The organism is Gammaproteobacteria bacterium (genome assembly GCA_033720895.1).
Taxonomy (GTDB): domain Bacteria; phylum Pseudomonadota; class Gammaproteobacteria; order Natronospirales; family JAJUFS01; genus JAWWBS01.
On the sequence record JAWWBS010000047.1, the window covers coordinates 1 to 18,012 of the forward strand.

Consider the following 18,012-nt stretch of genomic DNA (forward strand, 5'->3'; position numbering starts at 1 on the left):
CTGGTCGGCAGCATGCGCCATGATGCCGCCGAGGGCATCGATTTCCTTGACCAGGTGGCCCTTGCCAATGCCGCCGATGGCCGGGTTGCAGCTCATCTGGCCCAGCGTTTCGATGTTGTGGGTCAACAACAGCGTGCGCGCGCCGGAGCGCGCGGCCGCCAGCGCGGCCTCGGTGCCGGCATGGCCGCCGCCGACAACGATCACATCGAATTGTTTTGCTCGTGCCTGCATCGTCTTCCCTGAGGCCCGACTGGGCCTCGTTGTCAAAGCATGGAACAATGACCGCACATTTTCGCTGATTGGCGAGCTTTTGGCCAATCGTGAAGCTGTCCAATGACACGCAATGATCGGGGGATCCATGCTGGAAATCGTCATGTTGGGCGGCCTGCTGGCTAGCGCCACGCCGGGCCTGCCCGAGTTCTCGGAATGCCGAATCGGCCCGGAGGGCGCGATTGGTCTCAAGGCCGAGTGCCTGGAGGTCAGCCTGCCGGAAGACCATGCCGCGCCGGACGGGCGCCAGATCACGGTGAAGGTGGCGCGCTTGCCGGCGCGCAGCCGGGCGCCTGCCGCGGCGCCGCTGGTGTTCATCGCCGGCGGGCCCGGCCAGTCGGCCATCGAGACCTTTGCGGGAGCGCGTGGTGCTTTCTCGGCGGTTCGGCAACAACGCGACATCTTGCTGATCGACCAGCGGGGTACGGGTGAGTCCTCGCCACTGCGGTGCGAAGCGCTCGAGGAGGCGGAGGCAACGCTGCCCCAGGACGAGGGCATGCTGGCCGCCTGGACGCGTGACTGCCTGGCATCGCTGGAAGGCGATCCGCGCTGGTATTCGACCGTGGACGCGGTTCGGGACCTGGAGGTCCTGCGCGAGCGTCTCGGCTACCCGGCCTATGTCCTGTACGGCATTTCCTATGGCACACGGGTGGCGCAGGAATACCTGCGACAGTATCCCGAGCGGGTCGAGCGCGTGGTGCTGGATGGCGTTGTGCCCCCCGATGCCATCCTCGGCACGGAGATAGCCAACGATGCCCAGCGGGCACTGGAGAACGTGTTCCGACGGTGCGAGCAGCAGGAGAGCTGTGCGGCACGTTTCCCCGCGCTGCGTGACAGCGTGGCGCGGATCAAGGAGCTGCTGGGGGAAGATGGCCGCCGCGTCAGCGTGCGGGATGCCTATAGTGGCGAAATGGAAGACGTGACCATGAGCTGGCCGCGGGTAGCCATGGTGGTGCGGATGTTCAGTTATGCACCGGAGACCCTGTCGTTACTTCCGCTGTTGCTGGATGACGCGGTGAACGAGCGCTGGGATGCGATCGCTGCGGCGTCCAGCAACCAGGCCAGTGAAATCGGTGAATCGATCAACATCGGCATGCACAACGCCGTGGTCTGCACCGAAGACTTTCCGTTCTTTCCGGTCGAGTCGGCCGGCACGAGCGACGCCTACCTCGGCGACGAGTTCCTCGCCAGCCTGCGCACCATGTGTGGCGAGTGGCCAGGCCGCGAGCTGCCGGCAAGCTTCAAGAGCCTGGTGGCCAGCGACAAGCCGGTATTGCTGCTCTCGGGGGAACTGGATCCGGTCACACCACCGCACAATGCCGAACAGGCAATGGCCTTGCTGACGAATGCGCGGCATCTCGTTGCCGAGGGCCAGGGCCACGGGGTGGCCATGCGAGGCTGCATGCCGCGGATCCTGGCCGACTTCTATGAAGGTACCGGCCCGGCCGATCTCGACGTGGAATGCCTCGAGGATTTCCAGGCCGATCCCTTCTTCCTGAACCGCAATGCCGCCGACCTGGGAGGTCATGATGATCAAGGTTGAAACAGTCGCCAAGCATTTTGGCAAGGTGAAGGCGGTCTCGGATGTCAGCCTGGACGCGGCGGATGGCAAGGTGACCGCCTTGCTTGGCCCGAACGGTGCCGGCAAATCGACCACGCTGCGCATGATCGCCGGCGCGATTCGACCGGATACCGGGCGTGTCCTGGTCGATGGTCGTGACGTGGCGGTCGAGGGTTCCGAGGCCATTCGGCACCTCGGCGTGCTGCCCTATGGTGCCGGGGTCTACCCGCGGCTGACCGGTCGCGAGAACATCCGCTACTTCGGCGCATTGCTGGGCCTTGCCGGCAGCGAACTCGATGACAGGGTCGACTCGCTGGTGCGCCAGCTGCAACTCGACAACGTCGCCGACCGTCCCGCCAAGGGTTACTCGCAGGGCGAGAAGATGAAAGTCTGCGTGGGGCGTGCGCTGGTGCATTCGCCGCGCAACATCATTCTCGACGAACCGACCAACGGGCTGGATGTCTATGCCTTGCGCAGCCTGCGGGAAATGGTGCGTGGCTTGCGGGAGGACGGCCACTGCGTGCTGTTTTCCAGCCACGTCATGCAGGAGGTATCAGCCCTGTGTGACCGGATCGTGGTCATCGCCGACGGGCGGATCATTGCCGATGGCGATGCAGATTCACTGCGCGAGCAGTTTGGCGAGGAGGACCTGGAAGAGGTCTTCATCAAGGCAGTCACGGAGGGCGCGGCATGAACACGACCTGGAGCATTTTCCTGAAGGAAGTCATCGACAACCTGCGTGATCGACGCACCCTGCTGACGGCACTGGTATTCGGCCCCCTGTTCGGGCCGCTGGTCTTTTCATTGATGATCAAGTTCGTGATCGACCGGGAGCTCGATGAAGGCAGCCAGCCGATTCCGGTCATCGCGCTGGGTGCCGAGCATGCGCCCGAACTGCTGAGCCAGCTCGCCATGGCAGGCGCCGACATCAAGCTTGCCGAGCAGGGTGCAGCGCCGGAGACGATCCTGGCTGACAGCCGCGAACAGGCCGTGCTGGTGATTCCCGCAGCCTTCCAGCAGCAGCTCGACGCGGGCAAGCGGGCGAGACTGGAGATCTGGACCGACGGGGCGGAGCGCAAGTCGCGGCAACGCGGCGACCGGCTGAGCACGCTGCTCGAAGGCTGGGGCCGCGAGCAGGTGGCCTTGCGCATGGTGGCCAGGGGCATTGCACCGGAGTTGCTGCAACCGTTGCTGCTGGATGAGAGGGATGTTTCCACCGCAGCCAGCCGCTCGACGCTGGTCTTTGCGATGCTGCCGTATTTCGTGTTGCTGGCCGGCATTCTTGGCTGCTTCTACCTGGCGATCGATGCCACCGCCGGTGAACGCGAGCGGGGCTCCCTCGAGCCATTGCTGTGCCTTCCGGTCAGCCGCGGCTCGCTTGTACTCGGCAAGGTGATGGCCGCCTTCGTGTTTTCGCTGGCCTCGCTGGCCTTGAGCCTTGGCATGTTCGCGCTGGCAATGCCCATGATCGGACTCGAAGCCATCGGCATGGATGCCAGCCTCAGCGCTGCCCAGCTGGCCTTCATCATGCTGGCGGTTGCGCCATTCGGGTTCTTCGCCGCCGGCATGCTGACGCTGGTGGCCTCCTTTGCAAAGAGCTACAAGGAGGCCCAGACCTACCTGTCGATCGTGATGCTGGTGCCGCTGGTGCCGGTGATCATCAGCAGCATTGCCAGCGGCGACCTGACTCGTGGCACGGCCTTGGTGCCGGGACTCAGCCAGCACCTGATCATTCTTGAAAGCATCAAGGGCACGGATATTTCCTGGTTGCTGCTGGCGTTTTCCGGTGGCAGCACCTTGTTGCTGGGCGCCCTGCTGACCGGCGCGGCGGTATGGATCTATCGCTCGGAACGGATCCTCGGCTAGTCGCCGGCATCCTGCGTTTCCTGAAGCGGCCGCAAGGCCGCTTTTTTTTGCCTGGCCGTCAGGGCGCTCCTCGTACCCGGGCCGTCGTTGCCGCAACGCCCCCGGGTGTCGCCCAGCGTGTCGCCTTGGGCTGCGCAAGGGAAGCGCGAGGTCCGACAGGGATCGCCGCCGTCGAGCAGGCCTGAAGCTTGCCGGGACACGGCGCTGAGCAGGCAGCCCGTGGCACGGGTCGTAGCGGGCAGCGTGGACATGGGACAGGAGGTAAGGTTCGTGTGGCCGTGATGGTGATGCAGGCATCCTGCCAGGCGGCCGGCCAGCGGGGCGGGGAAGCTGGCGTGGACGGTGCAGTGCGACTGGAAGTTGCAAGGGTCAAAGGCCGGGAGGCCCGGGAGACAGGCATAAAAAAACCGGGGGCCCGAAGGCCCCCGGCTCATCTTTCGCTCAGATCAACTTCTTAGAAGTCGAACTGGGCACGCAGACGAACGTAACGCGGAGTCTGGTTGGCACTCGGCAGACCGTACAGGTAGTTCGGGTTACCCGAATCCGTTTCGATCTGTTCAACCATCTCGGTAGCGTTGACGAAGTTGAAGACGTTGAACACGTCAACGCCCAAGTTCACCGTAGCGCCGCTAGCCATGGTCATGTCGTAGTCAACCGACAGGTCCAGGCGAACGGTAGCCGGGGTTTCGCCGCGCTTGCCGCGATACTCCGGAGCACCACCTGCGTAGAAGTATTCCGAGCCGTAGCCCAGAATCGAATCTTCCGGTGCAACGCCGAAGGCGCTCATCGGACGACCCGACGACATGGTGAAGTTACCACCCACACGCCAGTTCGGAGCGAACTGGTATGCGCCGAACAGCTTCAGCGAGTGCGTGCGGTCGTTAGGCAGCGGACCGTAAGCACCACGGAGCAGTTCCGGGAAGTCGAACAGCGTGGTCAGACCAGCGTCGTCCTGACCGTTATCCGAACGGACATAACCTTCGTTATTACCGTAGGACTGCGACCAGGTGTACGAACCCTGCAGGAACCAGACGCCATCCCAGACGCGTTCGAACAGGAATTCGACAGCGTTGTAGTAACGCTCCGACTCCGGATAGCCCAGCTCTTCAGCCGACACTTCGAAGAACTCGTCCTGGGTCAGGACACCGTCAGCGTTGACGTCGAAGTAGAACTCGGCATCGAAGCCCGGGTTGGTCAGGATGTAGTGGTCAACACCGTCCCAGACGCCACGAGCAATCAGAGCTTCGTTGATGGTGATGTCTTCCAGCGTGCTCTTCAGGTCACGGAAGATCACACGGGTACCGACAACCCAGCCGCTGTCCAGTTCCTTCAGGAAGCCGAACAGGAACTCGTCCTGGTACATCGGGTCGAGGTCACCGTCGGTGGTCTCACGGACGTCAGGCACGGTGCCGTTCGAGAAGAACGAACGCGAGCCGACTTCGGTGATGCCCGTCGGGGAATCATCAGCCGTGTTGATGCCGGTGAAGGTGTAGTACTCCTCGTAGAACAGCTCGGAACCAGCCAGGCGAACGTTGGTGTTGTTAGCAACCGGGAGGAAGTAACGACCGTAGTTCGCGAAGACCTTCAGCGTGCCGTCACCCATGGCATCCCAGGCCCAGCCCAGGCGCGGAGCCAGCTGGTTGGAGATGTCGATGAAGGCGTCGCCATTACCGTTCTTGTTCTCGAAGGTTTCGTTACGCAGACCGATACGCAGGACGTGGTCATCAGCGACCTGCCAGGTGTCTTCCACGTAGATGGCGGAGGTTTCCGTTTCGAAGGAACCACCGACACCGTAGTAGCGGAAGCGAACCATTTCAGTCACACCAGCCGGAACAGTAGCGCCGTTGGTCAGCGTAGCGCCCGGGGTGGTGGTGATGTAACGCCAGTAACCGCCACCGCTGTACTCCTGGTTGGAGTTCGAGGTGTTGGTTTCGCTATCCAGGCCGAAACGCAGCTGGTGGTCACCAATGAACCACTCGCCGTCGATACGCATGGCTTCGCGAGTATCTTCGTTACCTTCGCCGCGGAACACGTTCACCCAGCAGCCGTTGTTGTCGCCGTCGATGGCGTCAATAACGATCGGGCACGCATCCACAGAGGAGGTGTCCTGCAGGGAGTACTCGTTCTCACCGTAAGAAACGGACAGCGAGAAGTCCGGCGTGAAACGACCGGTGTACTTGACGATGAAGTTGTCACCGCCACGCTCCGACTCAGCCGTACCGTCCAGAGCACCAACAGTCTTGCTGCTGTAGTCGTAGTCGTACTGAGCGGTGGAGATCGTACGAGCATCGGAGAACGCGGTCAGCTCCAGGGAGTGGTTGCTCGACAGGTTCCAGTCAAGCTTCATGCCCCAGAAGTCGTCATCCGACTCGGTGTCTGCAAAGATCGTTTCGCCGTAGTTCTCGGCGGAATTATCACGCAGGTTGTAGATGACGTAGAAGAACGCCTTGTCCTTCACGATCGGGCCCGACGCGTAGACGTTGGCTTCCATGCTGGTGCCTTCGTCTTCCGAGTTGTTGCGCCAGATACGGTTGCTGGAAGCAACCGTGCCGCCAACCAGCTGCTCGAAGCTGCGGTAGACGTCCGGTGCGTGACCGTTGATGTCATCCAGCCACGGCTCGAAGAACAGGTTGAAGCCGTACTTGTACTCGTTGGTACCCGACTTGGTAACGGCGTTGATCACACCACCGGTCGAACGACCGAATTCTGCCGAGTAACCACCGGTCTTCACCTGGAATTCCTGGTAGAACTCGAACGGAACCGTGGAGAAGCCCAGGCCGTTACGGAAGTTGGTGACGTTCAGACCGTTGATGTAGGTGATGTTCTCACCGACGGTCGAACCACCGAAGGACGCCAGGTTACCGAACGCGGTATCACCGCGGGTGGTACCCGGAGCCAGCAGAGCCACGTCGGTCAGGTTGCGGTTCACCGGAATGCGGTCAACCGTCTGCTCGCCGAGGATGGTGGCCGATTCGGTCGAGGTGATGTCGATCGGGGAAATCTGCGAACCCACGACCGTCACTTCGCCGATGTCAGCGGTTTCGTCCAGCGACAGGTTGACCGTGGTACCGGTACCGACGCTGACGCGAACGCCATTGCGTGCGGCATTACCAGCACTAGCAGTCGCCTGCACGTTGTACGAACCAACCGGCAGAGACGTGAATCGGAACGAACCGTCACCAGAAGTGGTGCCAGTGCGCGTAAAGCCAGTATCCGGGTTAGTCACCGTAACGGTGGCACCCGAAACACCCTGACCGTCAACCGAGACCGTACCCACGATGAAGCCGTCGACGTTCGACGCTGCCGTGGTGATCTGGCTAACCGTCAAGGCCGACAGGCCGAACGCTGCTACGAGCAGCAGCCTGCCAAGGCGCTTAATGGTTTTCATGTTATTACCTCCTGCTTATTGCAGCCAAAAATAGGGAGCTGCCCGGAGAACATAGCCTTACTTGTGCGCGCAGGTCAACAAGTGTGGGTAATTTCCGAAATTTGCTGAAATATTTCCCTGAGGCCCGCCAGGAAGGGGGCGGGGAAGCATAACGTGTTGAATTTTATAGGGTTTTTTTAGCGCCCGGGGATTGCCTGGGGCGAAAAAACACTGTAACTCATTGTTTTTAAACTATTTTCCGATACAGAATCGGGAAAAAATCTCACCCAGCAGCTCGTCGGCACTGACCTTGCCGGTAATGCTGCCAAGCGCGTCGTGGGCATAGCGAAGATGTTCGGCCGCCAGCTCGCCCTCGGCGCGTTCGAACAGCGCACTGCGCGCAAGCTGGAGCTCGTGTTCGAAACGCTGCAGCGCATCGACATGGCGCGTGCGTGCGGTGAAGTCGCTTTCGCTGCGTTCATTGTCGTCCGAACGCATGACCAGGTCGCGAATCCTGTTCAGGAGTTCGCTCATGCCCTCGCCGGTCTTCGCCGAAACGCACACCGCGTCATTGTCTGCTGGTGCATGCTGGCGATCGAGCAGGTCGATCTTGTTGTGCACGTTGATGATGTTGTCGCTCGTCGGCATTCCCTTGATCGGTTGCAGGTTGCCGGCGTCGCTGATCGCAAGAATGATGTCTGCCTGCTCCATCGCACGCGTTGCCCTGCGTATGCCTTCTGCCTCGACAACATCCGAGCTCTCGCGAAGACCGGCCGTATCGACAAGATGCACTGGCAGCCCTTCGATCTCCACGTACTCGCGCAACATGTCGCGCGTGGTGCCGGCGACGTCGGTAACGATCGCGCTCTCCCGTCCTGCAATGGCATTCATGAGACTGGACTTGCCGACATTCGGTTCGCCGGCAAGCACCACTTCTATTCCATCACGCAGCACTCGACCGCGATGGGCGCGGCGCAAGGTCTGCTCTGCAGCGTCGACCAGGGACTGCATGCGTTCGAGCAAGCGGGTGTCACTGAGGAAGTCGATTTCTTCTTCGGGAAAATCGATAGCGGCCTCGATATGCATGCGCAGGTCCAGGCATTGGCTTGCGAGTTCGTTCACGTGCCTGGAGAACTCGCCCTCCAGGCTCCTGGTTGCTGCGCGGGCGGCATCCTTGGAGCCTGCATCGATCAGGTCGGCAACGGCTTCGGCCTGGGCAAGATCGAGCTTGTCGTTGAGGAATGCGCGTTGCGTGAATTCACCGGGCATCGCAACACGCGCACCGAGCTGGAGAAAACGCTGCAAGGCCATGTCCATCACGACAGGGCCACCATGTCCCTGGAACTCAAGTACGTCCTCCCCGGTAAAGGAATCGGGGCCGGGGAAGAACAGCAGCAGGCCGTCATCTATTGCATCGCCGTTGGCATCCACGAGTCGGTGCAACCGTGCCTTTCGCGGAGCAGGAGGCTGCTTGCAGATGCACTGCAGGATTTCCGTGACTGCCGGACCCGAGACACGGATGATGCCGACCCCGCCCCGACCGGGCGGCGTGGCGATGGCCGCTATGGTTTCATCGTTCATGGCGAGTAAGCTGTTTGCTGCAACGATTCATGGCTGCAATGGTAGCTTAAGCCGACCGGCGATGGAGGAGAGGATCATGGGTGAGCGGCTGACTGTTCGTTTCGAAAATGCCGACGGCGACGAGCTGCACGGGTTTCTCGAAAAGCCGGACGGCGGAGCGATGCGGGGTATCGTCCTGTTCGCGCACTGTTTTACGTGCACCAAGAACATCAAGGCGGCGGTTAACATCGCTCGACGAATGACGCGTGAAGGCTTCGCGGTGTTTCGTTTCGATTTTACCGGCCTCGGCGAAAGCGAAGGTGATTTTTCCGAGAGCAACTTTTCGTCCAATGTCGCCGACCTGGTGACGGCGGCCAGGCACCTCGAGGCGCATCATGGTGCTGTCGAGATCCTGCTCGGTCATTCGCTTGGCGGTGCAGCGATCCTGCAGGCAGCGTCGTCGATTCCGAGCGCGAAGCTGGTGGCCACCATCGCTGCACCGGCAGATCCCGCGCATGTCACGCGCCTGTTCGATCGCGATATCGAACAGATCAGAAAGGACGGGGAAGCATGCGTGACGCTGGCCGGCCGGCCGTTTCGGATTCGCCGGCAGCTGCTCGACGACCTCGAAGCCGTCGAGTGGCGTCAGCAGGTACGGGAGTTGCGCCGGCCGCTGGTGATCTTTCATTCTCCTCTCGACGAAACCGTCGAGATCGGCAATGCGGCCGAGTTGTTCGAGGAGGCGCTGCATCCGAAAAGCTTCATCTCGCTCGACAAGGCCGACCACCTGCTGTCGCAGGAACGCGATTCGGATTTCGTGGGTCGGATGCTGGCCGCTTATGCGCGACAGCTGCTTGGCGAGCGGGACAGCGACGAGCTGGATTACGACACCGACATCGTGGCGTCCAATGCCGGCCCCGGCCTCGTGACCGAGGTCGACATGGGAGGCGTGAAACTGGCTGCCGACGAACCCGTTTCGGTGGCCGGTGGCAGCGGCAAGGGGCCGACGCCATACGGCTTGCTGGCAGCGGCGCTGGCAAGTTGCACCGCCATGACCTTGCGGATGTATGCCCGTCACAAGGATCTCGATGTGGGGAGCATCGATGTCAGTGTCGATCATGATCGCATTCATGCCCGGGACTGCGAGTCCTGCGAAACCACGGACGGGCGGATCGATCGTTTCCGGCGGCGTATCCGGCTGGGCCGGGACGTGGGCGCGGAGTTGCATGACAAGCTGTTGGCAATGGCGGATCGCTGTCCCGTGCACCGCAGCCTGGAGAATGAAGTGTCGATCGAAACCGAGGTGACCATCGACTCCTGAACGAAGAAGGCGGCCCGCGGGCCGCCTTCCGTATCAATGCATCAGGACAAAGCGCGGCTCAGCCACGCAATCCCTTCCTGTCGATGACCCGGTTGATCTGCCATTGCTGCGCAGCAGTCAGAACCGAGTTGACCACCCAGTAGAGCACCAGGCCGGACGGCATGACCGTGGCAAAGAAGGCCATCATGACGGGCATGATCATCAGCAGTTTCTGCTGGATCGGATCCGGCGGTGTCGGATTCATCTTCTGCTGGCCCCAGACGGCCAGGCCCATCAACACCGGCAGGACATAGAACGGATCAGGCGTGGAGAGGTCGTTCAGCCACAGCATGAAGTCGGCTTGTCGCAATTCCACCGATTCCAGCAACACCCAGTACAGCGCGATGAACACCGGGAACTGGATCAGCATCGGCAAACAGCCGGCCGCCGGATTGATCTTCTCCTTCTGATACAGCTCCATCATGGCGCGATTCATCTTCTCGCGGTCGTCGCCATAACGTTCCTTGAGCGCCTGGATGCGCGGCTGGACCTGGCGCATCTTGGCCATGGACTTGCCGCTGGCTTCCGACAGCTTGTAGAAGACCGCCTTGATCAGCAGCACGAGCAGGATGATGGCCCAGCCCCAGTTGCCGATCAGGCCATGGATGTTGTCGAGCAACCAGAACAACGGTTCGGCGATGATGGTCAGCATGCCGTAGTCGACAGCCAGTTCGAGCTTCGGCGCAGCGGTCGCCAGCTGGTCCTGCAACTTCGGGCCGAGGAACAGTTCGCTGCCGAAGGTGCGCGAGCTGCCGGACGGTATGCCCTGCTCCGGTTGCACGAACCCGATGCGATAGGTACTGCGCCCGACTTCAGCGGCATACAGGCGATTGACCGTTCCCTGCGGCGGAATCACGGCTGCAGCGAAATAGTGCTGCAGCATCGCAACCCAGCCACCTTCCGCATCGCGGGATACGCGCTGCTCGGATATGTCTTCGAGGTCCAGCTTCTCGTATTCCTCGTCGTAGATGACAGGGCCGTTGTAGGCAAAGCTGGACGGATCGAACAGCGAACGCTCGGGGGGTACGTGGTACTTCTTCAATTGCAGGTACTGGTCGCCGCGCCAGGCAGAATCCGTGGTGTTGGTAACGATGTACTCGAGGCCGACACGGTAGCTGCCGCGTTCGAAGCGGTAGCGCTTCTCGATCTCGACGCCGTCGCCCTGCCAGAAGAAGGAAACCTCGAGGTGATCTTCGCCCGCTTGCAGCTCGTAGCTGTTCGCCGCTGTCTGGTACACGCTGCGGTGATCGGGCGCCGGCGCATCATTCTTGGCGCGCAGGCCGGACTGCATGATGAACAGGCGCTGGCCTTCGTCGGACAGCAATTCGACCACTTCCTTGTCGTCGCGGGATTCGCGCGGGTAGTTGGTCAGGCGGGCAACGTTGATATCGGCGCCGCGGGTATTGATGACAATGTCATAGACGTCGGTCTGGACGCGGACCGGTTCGCCAGCCGCCACGGCTGGCTCTTCCCGCTGTTCGGGCAGTGCGCTCGCGGCCGGGGCCTGGTCAGCGGTGGGAGCATCGCTGCTCGGCAATCCCTCGACCACCGGGATGTCGGCAGATGCCTGCGGGGCAGAGGCATCGACTGCCTCGCCTGCCGGGCTTTCGGCCACGACCGATGCCGTCGGCGCCTGCTCTTTCTGCCAGGCTTGCCACAGCAAAAAGACGACGAAAAAGAACGCCCCATATAAGAAGAGTCTCTGGTTATCCATTTTTCACTGCTTTGTGGTGTTTTCCGGGAACGGGATCTAGCCCGCCCTGTGCAAAGGGATGGCAGCGGCCGAGGCGGCCGACCGTCAGCATGCTGCCTCGCCACGCGCCGTGCTGGCGAATGGCGTCGATCGCATAGTGCGAGCAGGTCGGGTGAAAACGGCACTGCGCGCCCAGCCAGGGGCTGAGCAGGTACTGGTAGGCCTTGATCAGTGCAATCAGCAAGCGTTGCATCAGCGAGAAACCTTCTTCCAGTGTGCGGCCAGGCTCTTTCGCAGGCTGTCATTCGGGCTGCCAGCGGTATCGCGGCGGGCCATCACGACCAGGTCCAATGGTGGCAGCTCGTGCTGGTGCTGGCGAAAATGCTCGCGAACGATTCTCTTTATACGGTTCCGATCGACTGCGCGCGGGACCGATTTCTTGGCGATGGCCAGGCCCAGGCGGGAACGGGGTGCCTGGGAAGCGGCGTAGAGCACGGTAAAGCACCGGTCACTGGAGCGCTGCGCGTTGCCGAACACATACGAAAACGCCTCCGTGTTCAGGAGGCGCTGCTTCCGGGTAAACCGGAAGGCATGGTCATCAACGGCTCGGCTCAGGGACAGAGCTTGGCCCGACCCTTGGCACGACGGGCGTTCAATACCTTGCGGCCGCCCTTGGTTGCCATGCGTGCGCGGAAACCGTGGGTGCGCTTACGGCGCAGATTGCTGGGCTGGTAGGTTCTTTTCATGACAGCTGGTCCTGACGTTTCACTCGAATTCGTTGCGCTGGCCGGCGTGGCCAGCCAAAGGGTCGGGAAGATTACGTTGGACTGGCGTCTTTGTCAACAAATTCAGGGGTTTCCGCCAGGCATCGCGAGGGTCGGAAATTGCCGGGGATGGCTGTGGATAACTAGGGTTTCAGGGGGTACACTGCCAAGCTTCTGCGCTGCGCGTTACGTGACATTCAGGCAGCGATCTTTTGGCAGCGATGCTTGGCACCAGGGGGCTTTTCTAGGTGAGCGATTCCGTTTGGAAACGGTGTGTTACGGCGCTGGGAAGCGAGCTGTCCGACCAGGACCTGAACACCTGGATTCGTCCTCTCCAAGCTGTTGAAAATAAAGACAATATCGAGCTCCTGGCGCCCAATCGCTTTGTAATGGAGTGGGTGCAGGACCGGTTTCTGAGCACCATCGAAGCAACCCTCGAACGCCTGGCGGATCCTGCGCCGCGAGTCAGTATGCGTATCGGCTCGGCGATGCGGGAAGTTCCCGCGCCGGAGAACGATGGCGCGCCGGAGGGGCTCGCCGAGCGACGGCCGGAACCCGGCCGACAAGGGAGTGGCGGACAGCAGGCAACGCCCGCGCGCGGCGCGGTGATGGGCAGCCGCCTGAATCGGGCCTTTACCTTCGATTCCTTTATCGAGGGCAAATCCAACCAGTTGGCCCGGGCGGCAGCGGCGCAGGTCGCCGAAAACCCCGGCGAAGCCTACAACCCCCTGTTTATCTATGGCGGCGTCGGCCTGGGCAAGACCCACCTGATGCACGGGGTGGGCAACATGCTGCTGGAGCGGAAACCCAACGCGCGGATCGCCTACCTGCACTCTGAGCGGTTCGTAGGCGACATGGTGCGCGCCCTGCAGCACAACACCATCAACGAATTCAAACGGCATTACCGCTCGGTCGACGCGCTGTTGATCGATGACATCCAGTTTTTCGCCAACAAGGAGCGCTCCCAGGAGGAGTTTTTCCACACCTTCAACGCACTGCTCGAAGGCCAGCAGCAAGTCATCCTGACCTGTGACCGCTATCCCAAGGAGGTCGACGGGCTGGAGGAGCGGCTGAAATCGCGCTTTGGATGGGGTCTGACGGTGGCGATCGAGCCGCCCGAGCTGGAAACGCGAGTCGCGATTCTGATGAAAAAGGCGGAAATCGAGGGCGTGGCCATACCGGACGAGGTGGCATTTTTCATTGGCCAGCGAATTCGTTCCAATATTCGCGAGCTGGAAGGCGCGCTGCGGCGGGTGATTGCCAATTCCAAGTTCACCGGCCAGGCCATCACCATGGATTTTGCCAAGGAAGCGCTGCGTGACCTGCTGGCGCTGCAGGAAAAGCTGATTACCATCGAGAACATCCAGAAGACGGTTGCCGAGTATTACAAGATCCGCGTGGCGGACCTGTTGTCGCGGCGTCGCAGCCGGTCTATCACCCGGCCGCGCCAGATTGCGATGGGCCTGGCCAAGGAATTGACCAACCACAGCCTGCCGGAGATTGGTGACGCGTTCGGGGGTCGTGACCACACGACAGTCCTGCATGCCTGTCGCAAGGTGAAGGAGCTGCGGGAGACCGAATTGCGGATCTCGGAGGATTTCCAGAACCTGTTGAGAACACTGACTACCTAGGGTGGGCAGCCTGTGGATAACTTTGGGGATTAAAGTTATTCAATTTCCATCCACAGGACGTCAAGACCTTCCAAGGCCATGGGTGGACAGGCTGGGATGATGGAAATTGGAGTGTAAGTTCTTGAATTTAAAGATTAAAATATAGTTATACACAGATGGGCCGTGGCCTAGTAATAATAACAGTAAGTATAAATAAGATAAAAACTACTTGTTTAGACAACGTGGATAAATGGGTGAAGCCATGCGATTCGAGATTCAGAGAGAGAACCTTCTAAAGCCTGTGCAGGCAGTCATGGGTGTGGTTGAACGGCGCCAGACGATGCCGGTGCTATCGAACATACTGCTGGTAGCTGAAGGTAACGCGCTGCGAGTGACAGGCACGGACCTGGAGGTCGAGCTGCTGGCAAGCATTTCGCTGGAGAACGCCAGCGAGGGGGAGATCACCGTACCTGGCCGCAAGATGCTGGATATCCTTAAAGCCCTGCCGGACGAATCCAAGGTGGTGGTCGAGCAGGAGGGCGATCGGATCATCATCAAGTCGGGACGGAGTCGGTTTACGCTGTCTACTTTACCGGCCCCCGAATTCCCCTTGATCGAGGACATCAAGACGCAAGCCAGTTTCGAGATCGAGCAGGGGCAACTCAAGACCTTGCTTGATCGGACCTCTTTCTCGATGGCGCAGCAAGATGTGCGGTATTACCTGAACGGCCTGCTGATCGAAATGCGCGGTGACATCCTTCGCGGTGTGGCAACAGACGGGCATCGCCTGGCGCTTTACGATGTGGCGGCGGCGACCGGTGATGCCAGCCAACAGGTGATCGTGCCGCGCAAGGGCATCCTGGAATTGCAGCGTTTGCTGAGTGATTCGGACGAGTCGGTCAAGGTCGAGCTCGGCAGCAATCACATTCGCATTGCCTTTGCGGGCTTGCAGTTCACGTCCAAGCTGATCGATGGGCGCTTCCCGGACTACGAGCGCGTCATTCCGCAGGGGTCCGATAAGGAAGTGGTGATGGATAGGGCCCTGTTGAAAGAAGCGCTGGGCCGCACTGCGATTCTTTCCAACGAGAAGTATCGAGGCATTCGACTCACGCTGGCCCCGGGCATCCTGAAGATCCAGGCGCATAACCCTGAGCAGGAAGAGGCGGAAGAAGAGCTGGAAATCGATTTCGACGGCGGTGACCTGGAAATCGGCTTCAACGTTACGTACCTGATGGATGCCCTCGGGGCGGTGGAAGGAGAGACGGTTCAGCTCAGCCTGTCCGATCCGAACTCCAGCTGCCTGGTGGAAGAGCCCGGCAATGCGAACGCACGCTATGTTGTCATGCCGATGAGGCTGTAAGCGCCCGCCGTGGTGCCAGACCAGGGAGATGTTGAAGCGACTTACGGTCAAGGATTATCGGTGTTTCGACTCAGCGGAGCTTGAGCTGGCGCCTGAAATCAACTGGATCATCGGAAAGAACGCCTCGGGCAAGACGAGCTTGCTCGAGGCGATTTTTTATCTGGGACATGGCCGCTCGTTCAGGACGTCGCGTATTGAACGAGCGATACGCGCGGGGAGCGACAGCCTGGAAGTGGTGGCCAGGGTGGAGAGCCACAGCGGTGAGGTCGTGCTGGGCATGGCCAGGTCGAGCTCCGAGGCCAGGGCGCGACTGGGGGGCAAACCCCTGGAATCACTGGCCGCAGCCGCTCGACTGCTGCCCGTGGTGGTCCTGGATTCCGAGATGAACCGCCTGATCAGTGAGGGGCCGGCCGAGAGGCGGCGCTGGCTGGACTGGGGTGTGTTCCACGTGGAACCGAAGTACCAACAGGCCTGGCAGGTTTTCCGCAAAGCGCTGCGGCAGCGTAACGAGGGCTTGAAGCAGCGGTTGCCCGCAAAGGCTCTGCAACCCTGGACCGAGCAATTGGTGTCAGCAGGGCTTAGGGTTGATGCGTACCGCCAGGCGTTTTTCGAAGCGATCGAACCGCTGGCCACTGAATACGCGAGGCACCTGCTCGACCAGCCAGCCGTCAGCCTGGAGTACCAGCGGGGCTGGGCGGAAGGTGAGTCCTACGGCGAGAATCTTCTGCGGCACCAGGAGAGGGATTATGAGCAGGGAATCACCCGCTACGGACCCCACCGCGCCGAAGTTCGAATGCTGGTTGAAGGGGTGGCGGCCCAGGAACGGGTCTCAAGGGGCCAGCTCAAGATCCTGGCTGGCGCGTTGTGGCTGGCGCAGGTCCAGCTCTACAACCGCCGCATTGGCAGCAAGGTGGTGTTATTGGTGGATGACCTCGCCGCGGAGCTCGATTCAGTCCATCTCGAGCGATTCATCGACCTCCTGAAGCAGCAGGATTGCCAACTTATCCTGACGGCAATTTCCCCTGAAGATATCGGGAATACCCATTTGGAAGGGGGCCACGTGTTCCACGTGGAACACGGCAGAATCTCACCTGTTTCTGAACCATAAGTCTTTGTTTTTATTAAATAAATAAGCCACCTCAAAACAGGTCAAAGTGGCCCGGAAATGATATACTGGCGGCCTTGTTCCGAGGCTTACTAAATGACTGATAAAAAAACCTACGACTCCAGCAATATCAAGGTTCTCAAGGGGCTAGAGGCCGTACGCAAGCGGCCCGGCATGTACATCGGCGACACCGATGACGGCACCGGCCTGCACCACATGGTTTTCGAGGTCGTCGACAACTCGATCGACGAGGCGCTGGCCGGCCATTGCTCCGAGATCCTGGTCACCCTGCACGCCGATGATTCGGTCACTGTTTCCGATAACGGTCGCGGTATTCCCACCGACATGCATCCCGAGGAGGGACGTTCGGCTGCGGAAGTCATCATGACCGTGCTGCACGCCGGCGGTAAGTTCGACGACAACTCCTACAAGGTTTCGGGCGGTCTTCACGGTGTGGGTGTGTCCGTCGTGAATGCGTTGTCGGAGCAGCTTTTCCTGCGCATCAAGCGCGACGGCAAGTTGCATGAACAGGAATACCGCATGGGCGAGCCCGTCACGCCGCTGGAAGCAAAGGGCGACGTCGACGATACCGGTACGGAGTTGCGCTTCAAGCCCAGCAAGGAAATCTTCACCCAGACCGAGTACCACTACGACATCCTCGCCAAGCGCCTGCGCGAACTGTCATTCCTGAACTCGGGCGTGCGGATTCACTTGAAAGACGAGCGCAGCGAAGAAGAGGATATCTTCGAATTCCAGGGCGGCATCCGCGCCTTTGTCGAACACCTCAATCGCAACAAGACCCCGCTGCACGACAATATTTTCTACATCCAGACCGAGAAGGACGACATCACGGTCGAGGTATCGCTGCAGTGGAATGATTCCTACCAGGAAAATGTTTTCTGTTACACCAACAACATTCCGCAACGCGATGGTGGCACCCACCTGGCCGGGTTCCGCGGTGCCCTGACACGCACCCTGAACAACTACATGGAATCCGAAGGCCTGCTGAAAAAGGAAAAGGTCAACATGGCGGGTGATGATGCCCGCGAAGGCCTGACCGCCGTCGTGTCCGTCAAGGTTCCCGATCCCAAGTTTTCTTCCCAGACCAAGGAAAAGCTGGTCAGCTCGGAAGTGAAGAGCGTGGTCGAATCGGTCATGGCGGAAAAGCTGAACGACTACCTGCTGGAGTTCCCGCAGGAAGCAAAGGCGATCTGCGGGAAGGTGATCGACGCCGCGCGTGCTCGCGAGGCAGCGCGCAAAGCGCGCGAAATGACCCGTCGCAAGGGCGCACTCGATATCGCCGGCCTGCCTGGCAAGCTGGCTGATTGCCAGGAACGCGACCCGGCACTGTCCGAACTTTTCCTGGTGGAGGGTGACTCTGCGGGTGGCTCGGCAAAGCAGGGCCGCGATCGTCGTACCCAGGCCATCCTGCCCTTGAAGGGCAAGATCCTGAACGTCGAAAAGGCACGTTTTGACAAGATGCTGTCGTCCGCAGA

At 60.7% G+C, this 18,012-nt stretch carries 15 protein-coding genes; 8 read left to right on the forward strand and 7 right to left on the reverse strand.

All coding sequences use genetic code 11. The features are described from left to right. On the reverse strand, nucleotides 1-231 hold a 231-nt coding region (locus tag R3217_07730; protein ID MDX1455326.1), incomplete at its 3' end, for an FAD-dependent oxidoreductase. Nucleotides 232-358: 127 nt separating this feature from the next. Here R3217_07730 and R3217_07735 point away from each other — a divergent pair. From R3217_07735 to R3217_07745, 3 genes are read left to right on the forward strand one after another with little or no spacing between them, the layout of a single operon-like run. Next, a complete protein-coding gene (locus tag R3217_07735; GenBank protein MDX1455327.1) occupies nucleotides 359-1,813 on the forward strand; it encodes an alpha/beta hydrolase in 1,455 nt (484 codons plus the stop codon). After that, nucleotides 1,800-2,525, forward strand: coding sequence for an ATP-binding cassette domain-containing protein (locus R3217_07740; protein ID MDX1455328.1), 726 nt, complete (start codon nucleotides 1,800-1,802; stop codon nucleotides 2,523-2,525). Before R3217_07735 ends, R3217_07740 begins: the two co-directional genes overlap by 14 nt. Further along, complete coding sequence (locus tag R3217_07745; GenBank protein MDX1455329.1) at nucleotides 2,522-3,697, forward strand: ABC transporter permease; 1,176 nt, start codon at nucleotides 2,522-2,524, stop codon at nucleotides 3,695-3,697. The genes R3217_07740 and R3217_07745 overlap by 4 nt, the downstream gene beginning before the upstream one ends. Nucleotides 3,698-4,151: 454 nt before the next feature. Here the strand turns inward: R3217_07745 and R3217_07750 are convergent, their stop codons facing one another. Together R3217_07750 and mnmE are read right to left on the reverse strand one after the other, a co-directional pair. After that, a complete protein-coding gene (locus tag R3217_07750; protein MDX1455330.1) occupies nucleotides 4,152-7,085 on the reverse strand; it encodes a TonB-dependent receptor in 2,934 nt (977 codons plus the stop codon). 231 nt (nucleotides 7,086-7,316) lie between these two features. Then, a complete protein-coding gene (mnmE, locus tag R3217_07755) occupies nucleotides 7,317-8,645 on the reverse strand; it encodes a tRNA uridine-5-carboxymethylaminomethyl(34) synthesis GTPase MnmE (protein ID MDX1455331.1) in 1,329 nt (442 codons plus the stop codon). A 76-nt stretch (nucleotides 8,646-8,721) separates the two neighbouring features. Here mnmE and R3217_07760 point away from each other — a divergent pair, with 76 nt between their 5' ends. Then, nucleotides 8,722-9,945: an alpha/beta fold hydrolase gene (locus R3217_07760; GenBank protein ID MDX1455332.1), complete on the forward strand. Its 1,224-nt coding sequence runs from the start codon at nucleotides 8,722-8,724 to the stop codon at nucleotides 9,943-9,945. Between the two features lie 58 nt (nucleotides 9,946-10,003). Here the strand turns inward: R3217_07760 and yidC are convergent, their stop codons facing one another. The 4 genes from yidC to rpmH are packed head-to-tail and all read right to left on the reverse strand — an operon-like array spanning nucleotide 10,004 to nucleotide 12,423. After that, nucleotides 10,004-11,698 carry a membrane protein insertase YidC gene (yidC, locus tag R3217_07765; GenBank protein MDX1455333.1) on the reverse strand — a complete coding sequence of 565 codons (1,695 nt, stop codon included), beginning with the start codon at nucleotides 11,696-11,698 and terminating at the stop codon, nucleotides 10,004-10,006. After that, nucleotides 11,691-11,930 carry a membrane protein insertion efficiency factor YidD gene (yidD, locus tag R3217_07770; GenBank protein MDX1455334.1) on the reverse strand — a complete coding sequence of 80 codons (240 nt, stop codon included), beginning with the start codon at nucleotides 11,928-11,930 and terminating at the stop codon, nucleotides 11,691-11,693. The genes yidC and yidD overlap by 8 nt, the downstream gene beginning before the upstream one ends. Next, on the reverse strand, nucleotides 11,930-12,334 hold the full coding sequence (gene rnpA / locus R3217_07775) for a ribonuclease P protein component (protein MDX1455335.1): 405 nt from the start codon (nucleotides 12,332-12,334) through the stop codon (nucleotides 11,930-11,932). The genes yidD and rnpA overlap by 1 nt, the downstream gene beginning before the upstream one ends. Then, nucleotides 12,289-12,423, reverse strand: coding sequence for a 50S ribosomal protein L34 (gene rpmH, locus R3217_07780; GenBank protein ID MDX1455336.1), 135 nt, complete (start codon nucleotides 12,421-12,423; stop codon nucleotides 12,289-12,291). The genes rnpA and rpmH overlap by 46 nt, the downstream gene beginning before the upstream one ends. A gap of 266 nt (nucleotides 12,424-12,689) precedes the next feature. Between rpmH and dnaA the strand changes: the two genes are divergently transcribed. The 4 genes from dnaA to R3217_07800 all read left to right on the forward strand — a co-directional run. Next, complete coding sequence (dnaA, locus tag R3217_07785) at nucleotides 12,690-14,072, forward strand: chromosomal replication initiator protein DnaA (GenBank protein ID MDX1455337.1); 1,383 nt, start codon at nucleotides 12,690-12,692, stop codon at nucleotides 14,070-14,072. A gap of 241 nt (nucleotides 14,073-14,313) precedes the next feature. Beyond that, the gene (gene dnaN / locus R3217_07790; protein MDX1455338.1) at nucleotides 14,314-15,411 is read left to right on the forward strand and encodes a DNA polymerase III subunit beta; all 1,098 of its coding nucleotides are present in this window, start codon (nucleotides 14,314-14,316) and stop codon (nucleotides 15,409-15,411) included. 28 nt (nucleotides 15,412-15,439) lie between these two features. Continuing rightward, nucleotides 15,440-16,519, forward strand: coding sequence for a DNA replication/repair protein RecF (recF, locus tag R3217_07795; protein MDX1455339.1), 1,080 nt, complete (start codon nucleotides 15,440-15,442; stop codon nucleotides 16,517-16,519). A 93-nt stretch (nucleotides 16,520-16,612) separates the two neighbouring features. Then, a partial coding sequence (locus tag R3217_07800) for a DNA gyrase subunit B (protein MDX1455340.1) occupies nucleotides 16,613-18,012 on the forward strand: 1,400 nt, incomplete at its 3' end.